The 20847-nt window shown below is 61.6% G+C and carries 23 protein-coding genes and 1 tRNA gene; 15 read left to right on the forward strand and 9 right to left on the reverse strand.

The annotated features are described in order from the left end of the window. Positions 1-101: 101 nt before the first annotated feature. The 3 genes from QRN04_RS13425 to QRN04_RS13435 form a co-directional block, all read right to left on the reverse strand. A complete protein-coding gene (locus QRN04_RS13425; RefSeq protein ID WP_284976521.1) occupies positions 102-509 on the reverse strand; it encodes a hypothetical protein in 408 nt (135 codons plus the stop codon). 59 nt (positions 510-568) lie between these two features. Continuing rightward, complete coding sequence (locus QRN04_RS13430; protein ID WP_284976522.1) at positions 569-760, reverse strand: YMGG-like glycine zipper-containing protein; 192 nt, start codon at positions 758-760, stop codon at positions 569-571. Positions 761-825: 65 nt separating this feature from the next. Continuing rightward, entirely contained in the window at positions 826-2076 is a 1251-nt protein-coding gene (locus QRN04_RS13435; RefSeq protein WP_284976523.1) for a multidrug effflux MFS transporter, read from the reverse strand. Between the two features lie 148 nt (positions 2077-2224). Here QRN04_RS13435 and QRN04_RS13440 point away from each other — a divergent pair, with 148 nt between their 5' ends. The 6 genes from QRN04_RS13440 to QRN04_RS13465 all read left to right on the forward strand — a co-directional run bounded on the left by QRN04_RS13440 (position 2225) and on the right by QRN04_RS13465 (position 7472). Beyond that, positions 2225-3073: a phage holin family protein gene (locus QRN04_RS13440; protein ID WP_284976524.1), complete on the forward strand. Its 849-nt coding sequence runs from the start codon at positions 2225-2227 to the stop codon at positions 3071-3073. 44 nt (positions 3074-3117) lie between these two features. After that, positions 3118-3741: a CDP-alcohol phosphatidyltransferase family protein gene (locus QRN04_RS13445; RefSeq protein ID WP_284976525.1), complete on the forward strand. Its 624-nt coding sequence runs from the start codon at positions 3118-3120 to the stop codon at positions 3739-3741. Then, positions 3741-4646 carry a DMT family transporter gene (locus tag QRN04_RS13450; RefSeq protein WP_284976526.1) on the forward strand — a complete coding sequence of 302 codons (906 nt, stop codon included), beginning with the start codon at positions 3741-3743 and terminating at the stop codon, positions 4644-4646. The genes QRN04_RS13445 and QRN04_RS13450 overlap by 1 nt, the downstream gene beginning before the upstream one ends. Positions 4647-4755: 109 nt before the next feature. Further along, positions 4756-5952 carry a glycosyltransferase gene (locus QRN04_RS13455; RefSeq protein WP_284976527.1) on the forward strand — a complete coding sequence of 399 codons (1197 nt, stop codon included), beginning with the start codon at positions 4756-4758 and terminating at the stop codon, positions 5950-5952. Between the two features lie 83 nt (positions 5953-6035). Then, positions 6036-6112 (forward strand) — tRNA-Ile (locus QRN04_RS13460). A 169-nt stretch (positions 6113-6281) separates the two neighbouring features. Next, on the forward strand, positions 6282-7472 hold the full coding sequence (locus tag QRN04_RS13465) for an acyl-CoA dehydrogenase family protein (RefSeq protein WP_284976528.1): 1191 nt from the start codon (positions 6282-6284) through the stop codon (positions 7470-7472). A 31-nt stretch (positions 7473-7503) separates the two neighbouring features. On the opposite strand, the gene QRN04_RS13470 is transcribed toward QRN04_RS13465, so the two are convergent. Continuing rightward, the gene (locus QRN04_RS13470; RefSeq protein ID WP_284976529.1) at positions 7504-8004 is read right to left on the reverse strand and encodes a M23 family metallopeptidase; all 501 of its coding nucleotides are present in this window, start codon (positions 8002-8004) and stop codon (positions 7504-7506) included. A 406-nt stretch (positions 8005-8410) separates the two neighbouring features. Here QRN04_RS13470 and rpsB point away from each other — a divergent pair, with 406 nt between their 5' ends. The 6 genes from rpsB to QRN04_RS13500 all read left to right on the forward strand — a co-directional run bounded on the left by rpsB (position 8411) and on the right by QRN04_RS13500 (position 13293). Next, on the forward strand, positions 8411-9277 hold the full coding sequence (gene rpsB / locus QRN04_RS13475; protein WP_284976530.1) for a 30S ribosomal protein S2: 867 nt from the start codon (positions 8411-8413) through the stop codon (positions 9275-9277). 121 nt (positions 9278-9398) lie between these two features. Next, positions 9399-10235: a translation elongation factor Ts gene (gene tsf, locus QRN04_RS13480; RefSeq protein WP_284976531.1), complete on the forward strand. Its 837-nt coding sequence runs from the start codon at positions 9399-9401 to the stop codon at positions 10233-10235. Between the two features lie 120 nt (positions 10236-10355). After that, on the forward strand, positions 10356-11093 hold the full coding sequence (gene pyrH, locus QRN04_RS13485; RefSeq protein WP_284976532.1) for a UMP kinase: 738 nt from the start codon (positions 10356-10358) through the stop codon (positions 11091-11093). Between the two features lie 101 nt (positions 11094-11194). Further along, positions 11195-11752 carry a ribosome recycling factor gene (frr, locus tag QRN04_RS13490; RefSeq protein ID WP_284976533.1) on the forward strand — a complete coding sequence of 186 codons (558 nt, stop codon included), beginning with the start codon at positions 11195-11197 and terminating at the stop codon, positions 11750-11752. Then, positions 11752-12687, forward strand: coding sequence for a phosphatidate cytidylyltransferase (locus tag QRN04_RS13495; RefSeq protein ID WP_284976534.1), 936 nt, complete (start codon positions 11752-11754; stop codon positions 12685-12687). Before frr ends, QRN04_RS13495 begins: the two co-directional genes overlap by 1 nt. A gap of 21 nt (positions 12688-12708) precedes the next feature. Continuing rightward, on the forward strand, positions 12709-13293 hold the full coding sequence (locus QRN04_RS13500; RefSeq protein WP_284976535.1) for a DivIVA domain-containing protein: 585 nt from the start codon (positions 12709-12711) through the stop codon (positions 13291-13293). Positions 13294-13315: 22 nt separating this feature from the next. Here QRN04_RS13500 and QRN04_RS13505 read toward each other — a convergent pair whose 3' ends face one another. The 4 genes from QRN04_RS13505 to QRN04_RS13520 form a co-directional block, all read right to left on the reverse strand. Further along, positions 13316-14335: a PHP domain-containing protein gene (locus QRN04_RS13505; RefSeq protein WP_284976536.1), complete on the reverse strand. Its 1020-nt coding sequence runs from the start codon at positions 14333-14335 to the stop codon at positions 13316-13318. 73 nt (positions 14336-14408) lie between these two features. Then, positions 14409-15008, reverse strand: coding sequence for a hypothetical protein (locus QRN04_RS13510; protein WP_284976537.1), 600 nt, complete (start codon positions 15006-15008; stop codon positions 14409-14411). A 38-nt stretch (positions 15009-15046) separates the two neighbouring features. Beyond that, entirely contained in the window at positions 15047-15454 is a 408-nt protein-coding gene (locus QRN04_RS13515; protein WP_284976538.1) for a DUF4383 domain-containing protein, read from the reverse strand. 135 nt (positions 15455-15589) lie between these two features. Further along, positions 15590-16060 (reverse strand): Lrp/AsnC family transcriptional regulator, encoded by a 471-nt coding sequence (locus tag QRN04_RS13520; RefSeq protein WP_284976539.1) that lies wholly within the window; start codon positions 16058-16060, stop codon positions 15590-15592. Positions 16061-16255: 195 nt separating this feature from the next. Between QRN04_RS13520 and pdhA the strand changes: the two genes are divergently transcribed. From pdhA to QRN04_RS13535, 3 genes are read left to right on the forward strand one after another with little or no spacing between them, the layout of a single operon-like run. After that, positions 16256-17449, forward strand: coding sequence for a pyruvate dehydrogenase (acetyl-transferring) E1 component subunit alpha (gene pdhA, locus QRN04_RS13525; RefSeq protein ID WP_284976540.1), 1194 nt, complete (start codon positions 16256-16258; stop codon positions 17447-17449). Continuing rightward, entirely contained in the window at positions 17449-18459 is a 1011-nt protein-coding gene (locus QRN04_RS13530) for an alpha-ketoacid dehydrogenase subunit beta (RefSeq protein WP_284976541.1), read from the forward strand. The genes pdhA and QRN04_RS13530 overlap by 1 nt, the downstream gene beginning before the upstream one ends. Beyond that, positions 18456-19826: a dihydrolipoamide acetyltransferase family protein gene (locus tag QRN04_RS13535; RefSeq protein WP_284976542.1), complete on the forward strand. Its 1371-nt coding sequence runs from the start codon at positions 18456-18458 to the stop codon at positions 19824-19826. Before QRN04_RS13530 ends, QRN04_RS13535 begins: the two co-directional genes overlap by 4 nt. Before the next feature lie 25 nt (positions 19827-19851). Here QRN04_RS13535 and QRN04_RS13540 read toward each other — a convergent pair whose 3' ends face one another. Then, a complete protein-coding gene (locus QRN04_RS13540; RefSeq protein WP_284976543.1) occupies positions 19852-20724 on the reverse strand; it encodes an NAD-dependent epimerase/dehydratase family protein in 873 nt (290 codons plus the stop codon). Between the last annotated feature and the right edge of the window lie 123 nt (positions 20725-20847).

The following is a 20847-nucleotide window of genomic DNA, read 5'->3' on the forward strand; positions in this document are numbered from 1 at the left end:
CAGAGCATTCGACTGTTAATCGAAGGGTTACTGGTTCAAGTCCAGTCGGAGGAGCAACCGAACCCCGTACCGGCCAAGGCTGGTGCGGGGTTCTCCTTTTCCTACACGAAATCCATCTCTACTTGGAGGAAGCGTGCGGCTTCGCCAACCGCGGCGAGGAAGGCCTCTTGTTCAGTGGGGGGAGTCCTCGGGTCGCGTGGATGCCATTCATGGGGTGCGGAGTGCACCCGCGTGAATCCGCCACCGGGTGGAGCGTAGAAGATGCCGAACCGCTGTACGGGCCACTCAGGTGATGTTTCGGGCGCGACCAACAACGCGGCGTCGGTCTCGGGGTTGTACCACTGGGCGATGGGCCGCCGTCGATCATCCATGAACAGGCCGGCCGCGTAGAGGGCGGCCGACTGGGCGCTGGTGACCGAGCACAACCGGTCCCACCACAGCGGCAGGATGCGTTCATCCCGTCGCTGCCAAGGGGATGGAAGCGGCTGCAGGTCTTGCCATGGGGGCACGAGGCAATTTTATCGCCGGGCGTGGGTGCAGGAAAGGGGTGGACGAGCCTGGGGAAGAGTTAGTCGCGGTTCCAAGGACCCGGGTTGACGCGGTACAAAAGGGCGGCCCCGATGACAGCCCCCAATGCCGCCCCGAAGGGCGCTCCGCCTACCGTCCGGCCCAACAAAGCACCGGCAATCGCTCCCAACATGGCGCCGAGGAAAAGGCCCCTGCCGTTGCGGTGCGGTTTCTTCATCGACTTCTTGGTCATCGTCCTAGCCTACGGGTTCGGCTGCCCTGGTGAGGGGCCTGGGGGAGTGAACTGGGAGACGGGACTTAGTGGATGGAGGGGACGGTGCGGGGACGGACCACCAACCACAGTGCGGCCATGGAGCCGGAAATGCAGACTGCTTGGACGGCGCCCATCGGAACGGCGGAGCCGACGCCGAGCCAACCAACCACCGGCGGTACGATCCCGGCCATCAGGAACTGCGCGGCGCCCAGCAATGAGGCCGCTGTCCCCGCTTGCGCACCATGCTTGGCCAAGGACAGGACCTGGACGCAGGGGAACATGAATCCGGTGCAGCAGATGTAGAACCACAGCGGAATGAGGATACCGAAGAGGCCGGCATGGACCAGATCCAGGCCGACAATCAGCAGGGCCATGAGCAACATGGCAGCGGTAGCCCCAGCCACGATCCACTGTGGTGCAACCCGCTTTATCAACCGTGAACTGATCTGTACGCCGGCCACGATGCCCAAGGAATTGACCCCAAAAAGCAATCCGTATTGCTGCGGCGAAAAGCTGTAGACGTTTTGGAACAGGAATGTCGACGCCGAGAGGTAGGCAAACAAACCACCGAAGTTCAGGCTGCCAACCATCAGCATGCCTACAAAAATGCGGTCAGTCAGCACCGACTTATAGCGTTGCCGAACGGTGGCCGTGGACTTGCCCCGTTTCTCTGCCGGCAGCGTTTCCCGGATGAGGAAGATCGCGGCAATGATCACCAGGAAGCCATAGCAGGCCAGGAAAACAAAGATGCCGGGCCATGCGAAGATCAGCAGCAGTTGGGAACCAATGATGGGCGCGAGGATCGGTGCGAGTCCATTGACCAACGACATACGGGAAAACATGCGAACCATCGCGTACCCGTGGAAGAGGTCCCGGACCATGGCCATCGCCACGACGCCACCACCTGCGGCGCCGATCCCCATGAGCACCCGGAAAAGGGAAAGCAGGCCTATGTCCGTGGACAAGGCAGCCCCCAAGGATGAGCCGATGTGGACGCCGGTGGCCAGAATTAGTGGAAGGCGCCGGCCAAACTTGTCACTGAAAGGCCCCACAACCAGCTGACCCAACCCAAAGCCCACAGTGGTGCCTGTCAGGGTTAGCTGAATAGCTGCAGCTGATACGTCAAAGCTCTTCTCCAACGCCGGGAATGCGGGGAGGTAGAGGTCCACGGTGAAAGGGCCCAAAGCGGTGAGGGCGCCCAACAGGACAATGTACACAAGCTTTTCGCGTCGGCTCAGGGAATCGCCTGGGGCGATGGAGGAGGTCACGAAGACCAATTCTATGGCCCAAGTCATATTTATTAGCGGCAGCGATGGCGCGGCGCGGTTACAAGGCGAAAATTGCTGAAGAACCTCAGTGATAGCTTTGTGGACAGGCGTGCGGGGATTAAACCCTCCGCATTCGCCCGACACGATGCCCAGAGGAAGCAGTTAGGCGGAACCCATGAGTGGACGTCATACCGGCAGGACCAGCCAAGGACCAGCCATTCGTACTTTGCCGAAGACCCTCAAGCTTGTTGCGCGGCTGGCCCCGCGGCAAATCAACGACGAAATTGCTTTGGCCAAGGTGGAGCTCAAGCGCAAGGCGACCCAGCTTGGGGTTGCCGGAGCCTTCTTTGGCGTGGCGCTGGTTTTCCTGGCGCTACTGGTCATTGCCCTCGTTGTGGCCGCGATCCTGGCCCTCGCCACCATTATGCCGGGCTGGCTTGCGGCTTTGATTGTTGCGGCCTTTTTCCTGGTGATTGTGGCAATTGCAGGGCTGATAGGCCTGGCAAGGTTCAAGAAAGCAATGCCCTTGATTCCGGAGGACACCATCCGGGGTATCAGGCACGATCTCGGAATCGCGAAAGAAGGGTCCGCATTCGACGCGTCGATCCTCGATCCGAATTCGCCCGCCGCCAAGGCAGCTAAGGCTGAGAAGGAAGCTGCCGCACAAAAGGCCAAGGCGGAAAAGGCAGCCAAGGAAGCGGCCAAGGAAGCGGATGCCGTCAAGGCCCCCACTGAGGCCGAATTGCGTTCGCGCTTGACCAGGCGCCGTGAGCACTTGACGGGTGTTCGTGACGAGCTCGGAGAGCAGCTGGACGTCAAGACACAGGGACGGGCCTTGTGGGAGAGTGCCAACGGCAAGTTCCAGGAGGGCAGGGAATTCGCGGGCGAACGGATCTCCGGCCTCGGAGGCTCGGTTCCCGGCGGCCTCTCGGCAAGAATTGCTGCCCGTTGGAAGGACCTTGCGGCCTTCGTAACTGCCGCTGCGGTCTTCATCGTTGCCGTGAGGAAGTTGCTGCAAAAGTAGTCACGTCCCGCTGCGGTGCACATTCAGGAAGAAAGGGGGACAGGATGAAGTTGATTGGAGCCGGTTCTCGGCCCGGCCGTCCCCAAGTGGACCACGACCTCATCTTCACGGTCCCCAACCTTCTTACCGTGCTCCGATTCATGGGCGTCCCGCTGTTCATGTGGCTCGTGCTGGCCAGGCAGGAGTTCGGGTTCGCTGTGTTGGTTCTGGTCCTCATGGGCAGCACGGACTGGGTGGACGGCTACGTTGCGCGTCGTTTCAACCAAACGTCCAAACTGGGCCGGATCCTCGATCCGATGGCAGACCGCGCGGCGCTCCTGGCGGTGGCAGTCACCTTGGTGATTGCCGGCGTCGTGCAGTGGTGGTATCTCGCCGCGCTCATGGTGCCGGACGCTGTTCTCGCCCTGGCGTCGCTGCTCTATTTCCGTGGACATCCCGACCTGCCGGTGAGCATTGTTGGCAAGATCCGTACCGCGCTGTTGTTGCTTGGCACCCCGCTTTTGGTTCTGTCCAAAATGCACCTCGCATTGACGGACGTCTACTTTGTTGCCGCGTGGACCTTCCTGGGCTTGGGGCTCGTGGGGCATTGGATCGCCGCCTACAACTATTTCTGGGCTATCGTGCGCAAGGGTAAAGACTTGAAAAACGACGACGAAGGGCGCCGCTGATGGTTTGGCTGGCGGTTTTCCTGGCCGTCCTCGGGGCCTTTTTCCTGGCTATCGGGGCACAACGGCAAGGCAGTGCCGTGAAGGCGGACACAGGTGGCCTGGCACTGAGCTCCAATGGCTTCCTTCGGCTCCTGCGTAATCCCCGGTGGATGCTTGGTCTTCTCTTCTTGTGCCTGGGGATGGTGATGAACTCCATAGCCCTTGTGTCTGCGCCGCTGACTGTCGTCCAACCCATCGGGGCCATTGCCCTTGTGATCACCACGGTGGTCAACGCCAAGGACCAGGGCCTGAGTATCAACCGTGCAACCGTGGTGGCCATCAGTACCTGCGTCACGGGGTCTGCGCTCTTTGTGCTGCTGGCCGTTTTTGTCACCCAGGAGAACCACCACGTCAGCGGCGAGGACGAGCTGACCATCGTGTTGTTGTTGGCTTTGGCCGTGGGGATCTTTGGCAGCTTGGCGGTGTTGTTCAAGCACCGGCTGAGTGCATTTGTGTACATTGTGGGCGCAGGTGTCCTGTTCGGGTTCGTTGCCGTACTGACCCGCATCATCGGCAAGCATCTTCTCGATCCCAACGGGCTGTTCCTGCTCAACGTGCAGTGGTACACCGTCATTGCGATCATCGCGGCCGGGGGACTGGGCTCGTGGTTTGTCCAGAGCGCCTATTCGGGCGGCCCGCCGGACTTGGTCATTGCGGGATTGACGGTCATAGACCCCATGGTGGGCATTGCTATTGGCATCATCATCCTTGGTGAGCTTCGTCCCGATGTGCACGCCGTGATGGCGATCGCCATGGCCGCTGCCGCTTCGCTTGCTATCGTGGGGGTTATTACCTTGAGCCGCCACCACCCGGAAGTCACCAAGCGCAGGAAAGAAGCGAAGGCGACCTCCGGTCGGAAGGCCTAGGGCAAAGCAGCACCTTGCGCCCCCGCCCTGCGCGGATCGGCAAATCGGCGACACCTCAGCATTACCACCATCAATGCTGTCCGCACCGTGACCATCAGGAGTTCTCTACGTGACCATTCCCGACACCGCCCAACCCCTCACCTTATTGATTGCGGCTGATACGTATCCTCCGCACGTCAACGGTGCTGCCCAGTTCGGCTACCGCTTGGCCAAGGGGATGACGGCCCGAGGACACAATGTGCACGTCTTGGCGTGCCGGCCGGACACGGGCAAGAGTTTCACTGAGTTCCGCGATGAGGCCACGGTCCATCGACTCCGCTCGCACGGCGTGTTCACACACGAATATTTCCGCATCTGCTTCCCTTGGGAGATCAAGAAGGAAATCAGCCTCCTGTTCGACAAAGTGCAGCCGGACGTGGTTCACATCCAAAGCCACTACATGATCGGCGAGCAGGTTCTTTACGAGGCCGTAAAGCGAGGCATCAGGGTGGTTGCCACCAACCACTTCATGCCCGAGAACCTGAATCCGTTTTTGCCCTTCCCGCAGTGGTTCAAGGACATTGTGGGCCGGATCTCCTGGAAAGACATGGGCAAGGTCATGGGCAAGGCGGACGTCGTCACCACCCCCACCCCATTGGCTGCCAAGGCGATGCACCAGCACGCCTTCCTTCGCAAAGTCCTGCCCCTGTCCAATGGGATCGACTCCTCTGCGTACGAACTCCAGCCCGGTGAGACCCTTGAGCCGCATGGCCATCCAACGGTTCTCTTCGTAGGCCGCCTTGCCGAAGAGAAGCACATCAATGTGTTGATCGATGCCGTCGCCAAGACACCGCGGGAGCTCAACGTCCATCTGGAAATCGTCGGTGGGGGCGAAGTCCGTCCTGCCCTTGAAGCCCAAGTGGCGAAGTTGGGGCTACGGGACCGCGTCAGGTTCCTGGGGCTGGCCAGCGATGACGATCTGCGCGAGGCGTACATCAAGGCGGATATCTTCTGCATGCCCGGGACGGCCGAATTGCAGTCCTTGGTCACCCTTGAAGCGATGTCCGCGTCCACCCCCGTGCTGTTGGCCAACGCCATGGCCCTTCCGCACCTGGTCCGCGATGGAGAGAACGGCTACCTGTTCACCCCCAACGACAGCAACGACCTGGCCGCGAAGATCACCAAGCTCGTGGAACTGCCGGAGGACCAGCTCAAGGCCATGGGAAAGCTCAGCCGCGAGATGGTGGAACCGCACAGCATCAACAGCACTCTTCAAACCTTCGAGGACCTCTATCGCGGTGCCTCGTACGAAGACATGGTGGTGTGACCGGAGCACTACCCGGCAGCCATTAGTATTGCTAGAGTGCTTTGCCCGCTGCCGTGATTAAGCGGTGGCTGGGCGGGTGCCAAGGGGCTATAGCTCAGCTGGTTAGAGCGCGGGACTCATAATCCTAAGGTCCTCGGTTCAAGTCCGAGTAGCCCTACCAGATCCGGATCGTCCCCCTTCCCTGCGTATGCGTGGGAAGGGGGACGTTTTTGTGTCCGGCCATGTAGTGCCGATCCAAGCGGCGTCCATTGCGGGAAGACGTGCATCTGCGATATGTTACTGACCAGTAACTTTCCCTGTGGTCCCTTGCCACCCTTGAAGGAGCGAACATGTCCAACGCTGCATTCGACGCCGCCACCCTCCCGTATGCTGACGGTGACTTTTACGCCTTTGAGCAGATGTTGACGGGCAAGGAGCGCGATCGGCTCGCCGAGGTGCGCGAATTCCTGGCCCGTGAGGTAACCCCCATCGCCAATGACTGCTGGAACCGCGGCGAATTCCCCATGGATCTCATTCCCAAGCTTGGTGAGCTGGACCTTGTCAGCCCCGTGCGCCGCCAGGGATTCTCCAACTTGTTTGCCGGCATGCTCCACGCCGAGGTCACCCGCGCCGACGCGTCGATAGCCACCTTCATGGGTGTGCACGACGGCCTCTTCACCGGCTCGATTGAGGCGCTGGCGTCCCAAGAACAAAAGGATGCCTGGCTGCCGGACATCTACTCCTTGAAGAAGATCGGCGCCTTCGGACTGACCGAGCCGTTGGGTGGTTCGGATGTGGCTGGCGGAACCCGGACCACGGCGCAGCGGGACGGTGATAGTTGGATCCTCAACGGCGCCAAGCGTTGGATCGGCAATGCAACTTTCTCGGACTGGGTGGTCATCTACGCCAAGGACGTGGCCGATAACCAGGTCAAGGCATTCCTGGTGGACACCTCACTGCCTGGTTACTCGGCCAGCAAGATCGAGAACAAAATCTCGCTGCGCACCGTGCAGAACGCCGATATCACCCTGGACAACGTGGTGGTGCCGGACTTCTACAAGCTGGCCAACGCCAACAGTTTCCGTGACACCAACAAGGTCCTCAAGGTGACCCGCCTAGCGGTTGCGTGGCAGGCGGTGGGGCTTCAGATGGCCGCCTTTGACGTCGCGCGCCGGTACGCCGTTGAGCGTCAGCAGTTCGGCCGTCCGTTGGCAGCATTCCAGCTCGTGCAACACCAACTGGTGCAAATCCTCGGTAACACGGTGGCCTCCACTGGGATGATGGTTCGCCTCGCCCAGCTTGAGGATGCCGGGGTTGCCAAGGACGAGCAGTCAGCCCTTGCAAAGGCATTCGCTACCGCTCGCATGCGTGAAAGCGTCGCCCTCGGACGCAGCATCCTTGGCGGCAACGGCATCGTCACGGATTATGGGATGGCGAAGGTCTTCGCCGACGCCGAGGCCATCTTCTCCTACGAAGGCACCCATGAGATCAATACCTTGGTGACAGGGCGGGCCATCACGGGGGTTTCCGCAATCGTCTAAGGTGACGGCGTAAATCCAAGGCGCTGGCTGATCATCCCAGTGGCAGCAGTATGGAGGGCCGCATGTCCTGCACGAAATCCAAAGGATTGACGTACTCATCGCCACGTCTCACCCCCCAATGCAGGCATGGACTGCTGCCGCAGTGCCCGGAAACCGGCTCAATTGAACCTATTATTTGTCCTTTGCTCACAGGATCGCCAGGCCTGAGATTACTGGTCGCCGGCTCAAAACTGCTCTTGAGGCCATTGCCGTGGTCAATGGTAAGGACTGACCGATCGACGACGACGCCGGCAAACGTCACCACGCCGTCCGCAGGCGCGGTGACGGGTTCGCCGTCGAGCACTGGCCCCAGATCCACGCCGCGGTGCCCGCTCAGCCACGGTTTGTCCGGCGGATCAAAGGTCCGCAGAACCGCAGGTTTGGGCGAGAGCGGCCAACTCCAATGTTCCCCCGTAGGGTGCACCGGACTGGACGGGCCCGCCGTGATGGCAATGGCGAGGAATGCGGACAATAGGGGCTTCAAGAGGAGCATCTGACAAGCCTTCCGCCTAGGCACCCGCACCGCGATCCCGACCCTTGGCTATGTGGACAACGCGAAGGTCCGCGCGGTCAGATGGAGGGGGTCGCTGTAGTACACTTGTTGGAGCAGTTTGCTGTGCCCTCAAGCTTGTTCAGGATCGTGTCTCATTCAGATATGCGAGGGCGCCGAACTGACTACGCGTATCCAGCCCTCCACCAGCGAAGCCAACAAACTTCAGGCTGCGGAGGATTGCGCCTCCTGCGGTCCGGCAGAGCCTAAGGGCTTACCCGGATGGGAAGTGCAATGGATGCCAGGAGCCGCGCCCGTCCGGGCAAGGCTAAACAACCGTCAACTATTGGCAGGGTAAGAGCAGCCCCATGGGCGCTCTCATGAATGACCTGCCGGAAGGAGCGTCGGCATGCCCGTCGTAACTATGCGCCAGCTGCTTGACAGCGGCGTCCACTTTGGACACCAGACCCGTCGTTGGAACCCGAAGATGAAGCGCTTCATCTTCACGGAGCGCAACGGCATCTACATCATCGACCTCCAGCAGTCGCTGTCCTACATTGACCGCGCTTTCGAGTTCGTCAAGGCTACTGTCGCCCACGGCGGCACCGTCCTTTTCGTCGGCACCAAGAAGCAGGCTCAGGAAGCAATTGCCGAGCAGGCTACCCGCGTTGGCCAGCCGTACGTCAACCAGCGTTGGTTGGGCGGTATGCTCACCAACTTCCAGACCGTTGCCAAGCGCATCCAGCGCATGAAGGAACTCGAAGAGATCAACTTCGAGGACGTCGCAGGCTCCGGTTACACCAAGAAGGAGCTCTTGCTCCTCAAGCGTGAACTCACCAAGCTCGAGACGAACCTCGGCGGTATTCGCAACCTGACCAAGGCCCCCTCGGTCCTCTGGGTTGTTGACACCAAGAAGGAACACCTGGCAGTTGACGAGGCCAAGAAGCTGAACATCCCGGTTGTTGCCATCCTGGACACCAACTGCGATCCCGACGAAGTCGACTTCCCGATCCCGGGTAACGACGACGCCATCCGCTCCGTCAACCTGCTGACCCGCGTTGTTGCCGACGCCGTTGCTGAGGGCCTCATCGCCCGTAACCAGCGCGCAACGGGCACCACCGAAGCTCCGGAAGAGCCGCTGGCTGAATGGGAGCGCGAGCTCCTTGAAGGCAGCAAGGCTGAAGAAGCTCCGGCCGAGGCACCTGCCGCAGAAGCACCCGCAGCAGAAGCTCCCGCGACCGAAGCCGGCGCTGGCGAAGCCGAAGCCGCGAAGTAAATCTTGACCTTCCCTGGTGCCGGTAACGGCTCCAGGGGCAACTGACAGGATGGCAGCTCACCTTGTGGGCAGCCGTCCTGTCAGTCCGTAAACACACAAATTTCTAGACAGAGGGGTTCCCATGGCGAACTACACTGCTGCTGACATCAAGGCCCTGCGCGAGCGCACCGGCGCTGGCATGATGGACGTCAAGAAGGCTCTCGACGAAGCCAACGGTGACGCCGAGAAGGCCATCGAGATCATCCGCATCAAGGGCCTCAAGGGCGCTACCAAGCGCGAGGGCCGCTCCACCGCAGAAGGCCTGGTTGCTGCCAAGGTCAATGGCGGCGTGGGCGTCATGATCGAGGTCAACTGCGAAACCGACTTCGTGGCGAAGGCTGACAAGTTCATCCAGCTGGCGGACAAGGTCCTCAACGTGGCTGTCGAGTCCGGCGCTGCCGACCTCGAAACCCTGCTGGCCACCGAGGTTGACGGAAAGCCGTTGTCCGAGGTTGTCATTGAAGAAGGCGCCGTTCTGGGCGAGAAGGTCGTCGTTCGCCGCATTTCACGCGTCGAGGGCACCACGGTTGATGCCTACCTGCACAAGACCTCCAAGGACCTCCCGGCCCAGGTTGGCGTTTTGTTCGCAGTCGACGGCGAAGGTGAAGCCGCTACCACTGCTGCGCACGATGTCGCTGTCCACGTTGCAGCCATGGCGCCGAACTACCTCACCCGCGAGGATGTTCCGGCTGAACTGGTTGAGTCCGAGCGCCGTATCGCAGAAGAGACCGCCAAGGCTGAAGGCAAGCCCGAAGCGGCACTTCCGAAGATCGTCGAAGGCCGCGTAACTGGCTTCTACAAGGGTGAAGTCCTGGTTGACCAGGCGTTTGCCAAGGATTCCAAGAAGACTGTTGCACAGGTCCTCGAAGAAGCCGGCGTCAAAGCAACCGCAGTATCCCGTTTCCGCGTCGGAAACTAGCACGTCATGAGAAGGGGTGGTCACTTCGGTGGCCGCCCCTTTTTCATGCAACCGTCCGGTCAATAACTGCCCGGGCCATCAGCACGATAACCTAGCCAGAGTCCACCAACGGGAGGCACCATGGAAACCGTCAACACTGCAATCCACCCCGAGAAGACTCGGCGACGCGTACTTCTGAAACTTTCCGGCGAAGTAATCGGTGGCGGCAAGCTCGGCGTCGACCCCGAAACCGTCCGGGCCATCGCCAAGCAGATCGCCGCGGCCGTGTCCGACGTCGAGGTGGCAATCGTCGTCGGCGGCGGTAACTTCTTCCGCGGTGCCGAACTGTCCCAGAGCGGTATGGACCGCTCCCGCGCTGACTACATGGGCATGCTGGGCACGGTCATGAACTGCCTCGCCCTGCAGGACTTCCTGGAACAAGCCGGTGTTGAGACCCGGGTCCAGAGCGCCATCACCATGGGCCAGGTAGCCGAGGCGTACATTCCCCGCCGTGCCATCCGCCACATGGAAAAAGGCCGCGTGGTCATCTTCGGCGCAGGCGCCGGTTTGCCTTACTTCTCCACCGACACCGTAGCCGCCCAGCGCGCCCTCGAGGTGCACGCTGACGAGGTCCTCATGGCCAAGAGCGGCGTGGACGGCGTCTACACAGCGGATCCCAAGAAGGACCCCGCAGCAGAAAAACTCGATGTCCTCAGTTACGACGAAGCGTTGCGCCGCGATATCAGGGTTATGGACCAGACAGCGATGACCATGTGCAAGGACAACAACCTTTCCATGGTGGTCTTCGGTATGGAAGGCGAGGGCAACGTCACCCGCGCTATCTTGGGCGAAACGCTGGGAACCCGGGTAAGCCCCTAGCAAGGGCTAGGATATTTCTAGGACCGTCCGCCCCTCGTGGCGGCGCTTTAATGTGCAGTGCCGCTTCCAGCCAGGCGGCGACTAATTTTGAGGAGACACCCGTGATCGAAGAGACTTTGCTCGAAGCCGCCGAGAAGATGGACAAGGCGGTGGAGGTCGCCAAGGATGACTTCGCGACGATCCGCACGGGTCGGGCCAACCCCGGTCTCTACAACAAGGTCATTGTTGAGTACTACGGCACGCCCACCCCGCTCCAGCAGTTGGCCTCCTTCGGCGTTCCGGATGCACGGACCATCTTGATCACCCCCTACGACAAGACCGCGCTGCGGGACATCGAAAAGGCCCTGAGTGACTCTGAGGTTGGCGCCAACCCGTCCAACGACGGCAACGTTATCCGCGTGACAATCCCTGAGCTCACCAAAGAGCGCCGCAAGGAATACGTGAAGATCGTCAAGGGCAAGGGTGAGGACGCCAAGGTCTCCATCCGCAGCATCCGCCGCAAAGCCAAGGACACGTTGGACAAGCTTGTCAAGGACGGCGAAGCGGGCGAGGACGACGGCGCCCGCGGCGAGAAGGAACTAGACGCCCTGACCAAGCAGCATGTCGACAGCATCGACGAGCTGCTCAAGCGCAAGGAAGCCGAGCTGCTCGAGGTCTGATGAACCAGGCTGAGCCGGCGCCCGCAGAGCGGGCCCCGACACACGATAGGCCCCGGCGTGCCAAGCGGCCCCGGGAGAACCCCACGCCGAAGGCGGGCCGGAATCTTCCGGCGGCCATCGGCGTCGGGCTCGCCATGCTCGTGGCGGTCCTGGGTGGATTGCTGTTCCTTCCCCTGGGCTTCGTCCTGGTGACCACGGCCTTCGCAGTGTTTGGGGTGTGGGAGGTCTTCCGGGCCCTGCAGGCCCAAGGCACCCGGCTGCCGATCGTCCCCGTTATGGTCGGGACATTGGTGATGCCGGTTTCGGCCTACTTCGGTGGCTTGGAAGGCCTGCTGTTTACCATGACAGCCTGCTCGGTGGCGGTGCTCGTCTGGCGTTCGGTGGAGAGTGCCGCAGGGGCGCCGCGGAGTGTTTTCGCCGGGGTTTTCACCTTGGCGTGGGTTCCTTTCCTGATCAGTTTCGCAGCACTGCCGCTCCATGCCACCGGAGGTGCGACGCCGATCGGCTTGTGGCCGAGCGGTATACCGCAAGGTGCTTGGCAGATCGCGACTCTTCTGCTGCTCGTGGTTTCAAACGACACTTTCGGCTACATCGTGGGCGCTTCGATCGGGAAGCACCCCATGGCGCCTAAAATCAGCCCGAAGAAGTCTTGGGAAGGCTTCGCGGGATCCGTGGGTGGTGCCATGGTGATTGGTGTCCTTGCCTGTATTTTCCTTCTCGACAAACCATGGTGGGTTGGCTTGGTGCTGGCCCTTGGCATGGTCGCCGCCGCAACTGCGGGGGACCTTGCGGAGTCCATGGTCAAGAGGGAATTGGGCGTCAAGGACATGAGCAGCATCTTGCCCGGCCACGGGGGCGTCATGGACCGGTTGGATTCCATTGTCTTTGCGGCCCCCGTAGCTTATGTTTTGTTCGCGCTGCTCAGCGGCGTATGAGAACCCGATGAAGGATAATTAGTGTCCGTGGATATTCGACGCCAGATTCCCGCAACTTTCAATCGCGTGGAGCGCAGCAAATACGGCTACAACGCCAAACAAGTGGATGACTTCCTCAGCCGCGCCAAAACGTCGTTCGAGAATCCGGTGGGCGCCCCCGGCCACGTTGCCAGCGCAGACGTCCGTGCGGTTGCCTTCGACCCCGTCAAGGGTGGTTACGACGCCCACACCGTCGATGCAGCCCTGGATCGACTGGAGGATGCCTTGGCCCGCCGGGAGCGGGACGACCTGATCGGGAAAGAGGGCGAAGAAGCCTGGCTGCGCCAGATCGGCAAGCTATCGGGAATCCTGCGGGGCAGGCTCCACAGGCCCGACGGCGAACGGTTCCGCCGCCCGTCACACAAGCGCGCCCGCAGTTACAACGTCCAGGACGTTGATGCTTTGTGCGCGGAATTGGTCGGCTACCTTGAAAACGATCAGACCCTGAGCGTGGATACCGTGCGCAGGGCCGTATTCCGCGCGGCCCGTGGCGCCGACGGCTATGAGGAAGCCCAGGTGGACGCGTTCCTGGAGCGCGTGGTGGAGTTGATGGCGGCCATCGACTAGCGGCCGGGCTGCTTCGATCGGGCTACTTTTTGAGGCTGAGCCATTCCGTGAGCTGCTCCAGCGGCCACGTGGTGACAATCCGTTCCTTGGGCACTCCAAGCGCCTCCGCCCGCTCGGCGCCGTACTGCAGGAAGTCGAGCTGACCGGGGGCATGGGCATCGCTGTCGATGCTGAAGAGGCACCCTGCGTCTAGCGCTAGTTTTATCAGGTTATCGGGTGGGTCCTGCCGCTCGGGCCGGGAATTGATTTCGACGGCGACACCCCATTCGGCGCACTCGGTGAACACCTTAGCGGCATCGAACTCCGACTCCGGCCGTGTACCCCGGGATCCCTGGACGAGCCGCCCAGTGCAATGGCCCAGCACATTTGTGTGTGGATCCCGAATGCCACCTAACATCCGCTGGGTCATGGATTGCCTGTCCGCGCGCAGCTTGGAATGCACGCTGGCGACCACGACATCCAGGCGGTCCAGCATCTCCGGCGTTTGATCCAGGGTGCCGTCCTCCAGGATGTCCACTTCGATGCCCTTAAGCAGCCGAATGTCCTCCTGTGATGAGTTGATCCCCTCCACGATGCCAAGCTGCTTCTCCAGCCGCTCGACGCTCAGCCCGTTGGCGATGGTGAGGTTGGGGGAGTGGTCCGTGAGCGCGAGGTATTCCCGGCCCAGTGTGCGGGCAGCGGCGACCATGGCTTCGATGGGGGAGCCGCCGTCGGACCAATTGCTGTGGCTGTGTAGGTCCCCGCGCAGCGCCGTCCGCAAAGTACCGCCACCAGCGGCCAGTGCTTCCTTGCCACGCTCCCGCAGGTCGGCCAAGTAGTCCGGAACGGCGTCAGACATGGCCTGTGTGATGACCTCACCGCTGCGGGCGCCCACGCCTTTAAGGCTGGTCACCCGCCCGGAGTCGACCAATCTCCGCAGTTCTTTCGGTGCGAGTTGCTGTATCGCATCTGCGGCTTTGCGGAAGGCTTGGACCTTGAACGACGGGGCCTGGCTGCGTTCGAGCCAAAAGGAAATTTCTTCGAGCGCCTCAATGGGATCCATGGGTCCATGATCCACGAACCGGGGCTGCCATCAACAGAAGGCAGGGCGGCCGGTGCGCCGGACAGTGCCATCGCTAGTGGTGATGTCCCTGATTCAGGGTGAGGTTCGTGTCTTGGCCTGGTGCGGGAGCTTGGCCGTGCTCTCCATGGGGAACGGCGTGCTGTCCCGCCAAAGAGGCGGCCAACCCGGGCGTCGCCACGGAGGAAACAACGACGGCGGCGCCGAACGCCGCTGCCAGGAGTCGCCCACTCCGCGGCGGTGCGCCTGCACCGCCGTCGTTGGTCTTGTGTTGCCGCCGGAGCCACCCTGTGCCGGCAAGTGCCATCAGCACCAATCCGAACGCTGCAAGATCGCTGACGCTCATGAACCTGGGAACAGCGCTCAGGCCAGTCGCTATGGAGGCGACATGGCCGACGGCGGCAAGGATCAATGCCGGTGCGGCGTAACGGGTCAGGACCAATGCGTTCCGGTGGAGCCCCCAAAGGGCCCACATCAGGAAGCACAGCCCTGCCAACAGGGTTGCCGGACCGGCAATGATGAGGCCGGGAGTGGGGGCGGCGTGCCCCGCGAGGTATCCGGCAGCCAGGGAGAACTCAACCAGCCCGGCCGCCATAGCCGCGAAGTAGATGAAAAGCAGTACTGCCGCTTTGACTGTTGGGCGTTGGTACTCCATGGTGCCGCTCCCTTCCGGTTCTCTGGTGGTGGGGCTAATCAGGCGCGGGCTGTTGCGACTGTTGCTTTGTCCTGTGACAGGGCGACTCCGAGAAGGAGGACGGCGCTGGCAAGGTGCAGCACGTTGTCTGCGCCGTTCAGGGCAATGATGTTCAGTGAGGTTCCCACGAGGAACAGGCCGAGGATACCCACCAGGAGGTAGACCCCGCCGATGGTTGTGTTGACCGACTTGGCGGCAGTAACGCCGTTCATTCCGGAGTAGAGGAGTGCCGCACCGATAGCCAAGTGGATGACGTTGTGGAGCGGGTTCACATCAAAGATGATCAAGGTGGCACCCTTGGTCGCGAAGAAGCCGGTTCCGGATGTGACGAAAAACCCGAGCAAACCTACCAAGAGGTAGACGGCTCCGAAGACGGTGGCGATCAAGCGGTTGGGCGAAGTGCGCATTGGTCCAAACCTTCCTATGACGGCCGGGTTGGCCGGCCATTCTGCTGAGCCCCGGACGGGACTCTCAGCAGTGATTCGGACCATGGATCGCGGTGGATGGGTGGAAGCCGGATTTATTCTGTTTCTTTGGCGACCTCAGGCCTGCGAGCCCCGCCCTAGCAGGGGTTGAACGCGGTAAGGGATCATCTCACGCATGGCCAGCGCCGTATCCGTTCGGTCCACTCCATCGCAGGCAAGGATCTTCCCGTTGATGCGGAAGAGGTCTTCGGCATCCAAGGCAACAACGCGCAGCAGCAAGTCCGCGGATCCGGTAAGCCCGAACCCTTCGAGAATTTCCGGAATGTCGGCCAGGTCCTGGGCCAGCGAGGCCAGCTTTTGCTGCTGGACGTGTACAGAAATGAATGCCGTAAGGGGATAGCCGAGGGCTGCCGGATTGATCCGTCGTTCGAAGGATAGGAAGGCGTGTTTCTTCTCCAACTGTGCCATGCGGGCCTGGACGGTGTTTCGTGACAGCCCAAGCTTCTGCGCCAGGGCCACCACCGTCCCCCGGGGGTCTTTGGCCATGGCTGAAAGGAGCCGGGTATCAGTGCCATCCAAAGGTTGCATAATGCGCAAGATTAGCACGGTGAAAGCACCCATTACCGTGCGTGATGATCAATTTTTTCGCCGGCAGTTGTACCCGATGCTGGTTGTGAGTAGGGTCACAAATAACTCCGGTGAAGGCGCCGGAGGGCCGATCTGCGGCAGGATCACAAGTCCTGCCAACGCCGGCAAAACCGAACCGGAAGGGTGCGATCACCTGTGTTAACGGATCAGGCGGGCAAACGGGCGCAAGGGTACGCTCCGACCCCGGAAACCCCAGGCAATGACGCTCGGAATCCATTGCGGACCGGTGGCGAGCTGCTTCAGCTGGTCTCACCGGAGGGCGAACGCATCAGTCATCCGGAGTTCGACGTCTGGGTCAAGGACGTTGGGGATGAACAGTTGTGTGGCCTGTATGAGGACATGACGGTCATCAGGCGTATCGACACCGAGGCCACAGCCCTTCAGCGGCAGGGGGAGTTGGCCCTTTGGCCGCCGCTCCTCGGCCAGGAAGCGGCCCAGATCGGTTCCAGCCGTTCACTGCACGACGACGACTTCGTCTTTCCCAGTTACCGCGAAAGCGGTGTGGCTTACGTGCGCGGTGCGCATCTGAGCGAAATCAGCAGGGTATGGCGAGGCAACTCTTCCTACGGCTGGGATCCGCAGCGCATCAATATGGCAACACCCCAAATCATCATTGGCTCCCAGAGCCTGCATGCTGCCGGATATGCCATGGGAGTCCAGCTCGAGGGCGCCACTACCGCTGTGATCGCGTACTTCGGAGACGGCGCCACAAGTGAGGGTGATGTCAGCGAAGCCATGGTTTTCGCCGCCAGCTACCAGGCTCCGGTGGTATTTTTCTGCCAAAACAACCACTGGGCCATATCGGAACCTGTCCGCATCCAATCGCACATCGAATTGGCCGACCGGCCCAACGGCTTCGGTATTCCCAGCATGCGCGTTGACGGCAACGATGTGTTGGCCGTGATGGCCGCGACCCGCCTTGCCCTGGATAGGGCGAGGAAGGGTGGTGGCCCCACGTTCATTGAGGCCGTAACCTACCGGATGGGTCCGCACACCACCGCTGACGATCCCACCCGGTACCGGGATCCCATCGAGTTGGAGGACTGGGCTGCCAAGGACCCGATCGTTCGGTTGCGCAAGCTCCTGGAAACCAAGGGGCTGCTGACGGACAGCGTGGAAGCAAAGGTTAAGGCCAAGGCCGACGCCGTTGCCGCTGAGTTCCGTTCCAGCTGCATAGGAATGCCGGACCCGAAGCCGCTGGAGGTCTTCGACCACGTCTACAGCACGCCCAACTCCTGGATCGAACGCCAAAAAGACCACTACACGCGGTATTTGAACAGTTTCGGCGAGGGCGATGCAGCCCAGCCAGGCCAGGAAGGTGGACGCTGATGTCCAAGCTCACATTCGCCCGCGCCATCAACGCCGGCCTGCGCAAATCGCTCGAGGACGATCCCAAAGTGGTTCTTTTGGGCGAAGACATTGGCTCCCTGGGCGGGGTATTCAGGGTGACCGATGGTCTCCAGAAAGACTTCGGCAAGCACCGTGTCATCGACACTCCCTTGGCGGAGTCCGGCATCATCGGTGCTGCGGTCGGGCTGGCCTACAGAGGATTCCGACCGGTATGCGAGATACAGTTTGACGGTTTCATCTACCCCGCGTTTGACCAGATCGTCAGCCAGGTCGCCAAGATGCATTACCGTACCCAGGGCCGCGTCAAGATGCCGATCACCATCCGAGTTCCATTCGGGGGAGGGATCGGTTCACCGGAACACCACTCGGAATCTCCGGAAGCCTACTTCACCCACACGTCCGGATTGCGCGTGGTGGCAGTGTCTAACCCGCAGGATGCGTACACGATGATCCAGCAGGCTATCGCTTCCGATGATCCGGTTCTCTACTTCGAGCCCAAGCGGAGATACCACGACAAGGGGGATGTGGATGAGGCCTTGGACCTTTCCCGCGCCCTGTCCTTCGAGCGGGCCGCCGTCGTAAGCGCTGGCAAGGACGTGACGTTGGTCGCCTACGGCCCGCTGGTCAAGACAGCCAAGGACGCCGCGCTCGCCGCAGCCGATGACGGCATTTCCGTTGAAGTCATTGACCTGCGGTCCTTGGCACCTGTTGATTACCCGCTGGTTGAGGCATCGGTACGCAAGACCGGTCGATTGGTCATTACCCATGAAGCGGGGCAATCGGGGGGCCTCGGTGCGGAGATAGCAGCGAGCATCACGGAGCGTTGTTTCAACTACCTCGAGTCCGCACCTGTCCGCATCACCGGCTTCGACGTCCCGTATCCGTACTCGAAGCTGGAAATGCACCATTTGCCGGACCTGGACAGGATTTTGGACGGCGTTGACCGGGCGCTGGGGCGCCCCAATTCATTGAGCGGTTTGGAAGGATGAGCGCCACCATGATCAAGGAATTCAGGCTGCCGGACTTGGGCGAAGGTCTGACCGAGTCGGAAATCCTGAGTTGGAAGGTGGCCGTGGGGGACACGGTTACCCTCAACCAGGTCATCGCCGAGGTGGAGACGGCCAAGGCGGTAGTGGAACTGCCCTCACCGTTCGCCGGTGTGGTGGCCGCACTCCACGAGCAACCGGGAACAGTGGTGGAGGTCGGCAAGCCCATTGTCTCCTTCGAAGTGGATTCCGCTGAGGGCGGCTCCGCCCAAGCTGACACCAACGAACACGACGACGGCGGCCACGGCGGCGAAGTGCCCACCGCGGCAGCCAAACGAGAGCCGAACCTGGTGGGATATGGTGCAGTCCTGGAAAACACCGGGCGTCCCACGCGGAAGGCCCGGGGACAGGTGGCCCCGGCCCAGTCGCCGGTGGCGGCCCGAGTCGAACCCACAGTTGCCTTGGAATCAGCGGGCGCTGAGCGCCCGCGCTCCACGCCGCCGGTTCGCAAGCTCGCCCGGGATTTGGGCATCGATTTGAGCGCGGTTCAGGGTTCCGGGCCCGGCGGCCTCATCACCCGGGAAGACATCCAGCAGTACACGGACGCTGAAGCCTCGCAGAAAACCGGGCAGGGAACGGCCACCCAAGCCTCTCCCGCCAGGCAGGGCGAGCGGGAGACGCGGACGCCCATCAAGGGTGTCCGCAAATTCACCGCCGCAGCAATGGTGCAGAGCGCTTTCACTGCCCCGCACGTAACCGAGTTCCTCACAGTTGACGTCACGGCGACCATGGAGCTTTTGGCCCGCCTGAAGGGCAGTAAGGCCTTTGAGGGCTACAAGCTGACGCCCCTGACCCTCGCAGCCAAGGCGTTGCTGGTCGCGTTGCAGAATAACCCGTCGTTGAACTCACGGTGGGATGAGGCCAACCAGGAAATCATCCAATTCAACTACGTGAATCTGGGTATTGCCGCCGCGACGCCGCGAGGCCTGACGGTTCCGAACATCAAGGATGCGGACCGCCTGACGCTGCGGGAACTCTCTGCGGCACTGACTGACCTGACGGACACGGCCCGTTCCGGAAAAACCCAACCGGCGGACCTCTCCGGCGGCACCATCTCCATCAGCAACATCGGCGTCTTCGGCATCGATGCGGGGACTCCCATCCTCAATCCCGGCGAAGCTGCGATCCTTGCCTTGGGAAGCGTCCGGAAAGCGCCTTGGGTTGTGGAGGACCAGGTCGTGGTCCGCCAGGTCATGTCCCTTAGCCTGTCCTTCGACCATCGCTTGGTCGACGGGGAACAGGGCTCCCGGTTCCTGGCTGATCTCGGCACCATCCTGGCCGACCCGGCCATGGTGTTGACCATGATCTAGCCGGCCAGCTTCGCGCCGGACCGCCTCAGTCTTCGGTGGGGGTGGTCCGGCTCGGGTGGACATCGCGCCAGCTGTGCTGGGGTTCAAAACCCAGCAGCTTGCGCGCCTTGTCGATCGAGAGCATCGTTTCGTGTTCGCCCAACTCCTTGACCACCTCGACGCCGGGAAACACTTCGGCGGCCAACGCGGCACTGCTGCGGGTCATCACGGTATCCGAGGCGGCAATGATGAAGGTTTCGAAACCCGGCGTCCCGTGTTCCAGTGCCTGAACCACGGCAAGTGCACCGTCTCGCGCGTCGATGTAACCCCAGAGGTTCCATTTGCGCAGAGTCGGGTCCGAATCAAAGGACGGGAAGGCCTCATAGTCTTCCGGGTCCATGACGTTGGAGAACCTCAGCGCCGTGATGCTCAGGTTCGGGTCCCACCGCGTCAGTTGGATGGCCATCTGCTCTTCGAGGTGTTTCACCAGCGAGTAGGTACTCTCTGGCCGGGCTGCATACTCCTCATCCACAGGGATGTACGGCGGTTCGACGTCGAAGGGCAGCCCGAGGACGGTCTCGCTGGAGGCGTACACCACCTTGGTGATCCCGGCCCTGCGGGCCGCCTGGAACACGTTGTACGTGGAGAGCATGTTGTTCTCAAAAATCGCGGCGTCAGGAGCGAGCCCCGGGGCGGGAATTGCTGCCAGGTGCACAATGGCATCTATGCCGTTGTGCCTGTCGTCGAGGCCAAGGATCACGTCCAGGACCTGTCCGTAGTTGCGGAGGTCCACGTTTACGTAACCCGGGCCGCGAGTTCCCACGCGATCCAGATTCAGTACGTCGTGGCCATCGTGGACGAGCCGCCTGACGACGCTCCTGCCCAATTTTCCGCTTCCCCCGGTGACGGCAATCCTCATCGTGAACTCCTCGCTTGTAGCTGCCCTAGCCAAGGGCCTGTTGTCCGAATGGTGCAACGAATGGTCGGTCTTCCAACCCTAAACTTCAGGAGCACCCATAACAGCCCCGTGGCTGGCCCTGTG

Source organism: Arthrobacter sp. efr-133-TYG-104 (genome assembly GCF_030208915.1).
GTDB lineage: Bacteria > Actinomycetota > Actinomycetes > Actinomycetales > Micrococcaceae > Arthrobacter.

What these genes read in the sequence shown, in the direction of transcription:
- QRN04_RS13430 (WP_284976522.1), bottom strand. Translation starts at nt 760, where the DNA reads ATGACCAAGAAGTCGATGAAGAAACCGCACCGCAACGGCAGGGGCCTT.
- QRN04_RS13435 (WP_284976523.1), bottom strand. Translation starts at nt 2,076, where the DNA reads ATGACTTGGGCCATAGAATTGGTCTTCGTGACCTCCTCCATCGCCCCA.
- QRN04_RS13440 (WP_284976524.1), top strand. Translation starts at nt 2,225, where the DNA reads ATGAGTGGACGTCATACCGGCAGGACCAGCCAAGGACCAGCCATTCGT.
- QRN04_RS13445 (WP_284976525.1), top strand. Translation starts at nt 3,118, where the DNA reads ATGAAGTTGATTGGAGCCGGTTCTCGGCCCGGCCGTCCCCAAGTGGAC.
- QRN04_RS13450 (WP_284976526.1), top strand. Translation starts at nt 3,741, where the DNA reads ATGGTTTGGCTGGCGGTTTTCCTGGCCGTCCTCGGGGCCTTTTTCCTG.
- QRN04_RS13465 (WP_284976528.1), top strand. Translation starts at nt 6,282, where the DNA reads ATGTCCAACGCTGCATTCGACGCCGCCACCCTCCCGTATGCTGACGGT.
- QRN04_RS13470 (WP_284976529.1), bottom strand. Translation starts at nt 8,004, where the DNA reads ATGCTCCTCTTGAAGCCCCTATTGTCCGCATTCCTCGCCATTGCCATC.
- rpsB (WP_284976530.1), top strand. Translation starts at nt 8,411, where the DNA reads ATGCCCGTCGTAACTATGCGCCAGCTGCTTGACAGCGGCGTCCACTTT.
- tsf (WP_284976531.1), top strand. Translation starts at nt 9,399, where the DNA reads ATGGCGAACTACACTGCTGCTGACATCAAGGCCCTGCGCGAGCGCACC.
- pyrH (WP_284976532.1), top strand. Translation starts at nt 10,356, where the DNA reads ATGGAAACCGTCAACACTGCAATCCACCCCGAGAAGACTCGGCGACGC.
- QRN04_RS13495 (WP_284976534.1), top strand. Translation starts at nt 11,752, where the DNA reads ATGAACCAGGCTGAGCCGGCGCCCGCAGAGCGGGCCCCGACACACGAT.
- QRN04_RS13505 (WP_284976536.1), bottom strand. Translation starts at nt 14,335, where the DNA reads ATGGATCCCATTGAGGCGCTCGAAGAAATTTCCTTTTGGCTCGAACGC.
- QRN04_RS13510 (WP_284976537.1), bottom strand. Translation starts at nt 15,008, where the DNA reads ATGGAGTACCAACGCCCAACAGTCAAAGCGGCAGTACTGCTTTTCATC.
- QRN04_RS13515 (WP_284976538.1), bottom strand. Translation starts at nt 15,454, where the DNA reads ATGCGCACTTCGCCCAACCGCTTGATCGCCACCGTCTTCGGAGCCGTC.
- QRN04_RS13520 (WP_284976539.1), bottom strand. Translation starts at nt 16,060, where the DNA reads ATGCAACCTTTGGATGGCACTGATACCCGGCTCCTTTCAGCCATGGCC.
- QRN04_RS13530 (WP_284976541.1), top strand. Translation starts at nt 17,449, where the DNA reads ATGTCCAAGCTCACATTCGCCCGCGCCATCAACGCCGGCCTGCGCAAA.
- QRN04_RS13535 (WP_284976542.1), top strand. Translation starts at nt 18,456, where the DNA reads ATGAGCGCCACCATGATCAAGGAATTCAGGCTGCCGGACTTGGGCGAA.
- QRN04_RS13540 (WP_284976543.1), bottom strand. Translation starts at nt 20,724, where the DNA reads ATGAGGATTGCCGTCACCGGGGGAAGCGGAAAATTGGGCAGGAGCGTC.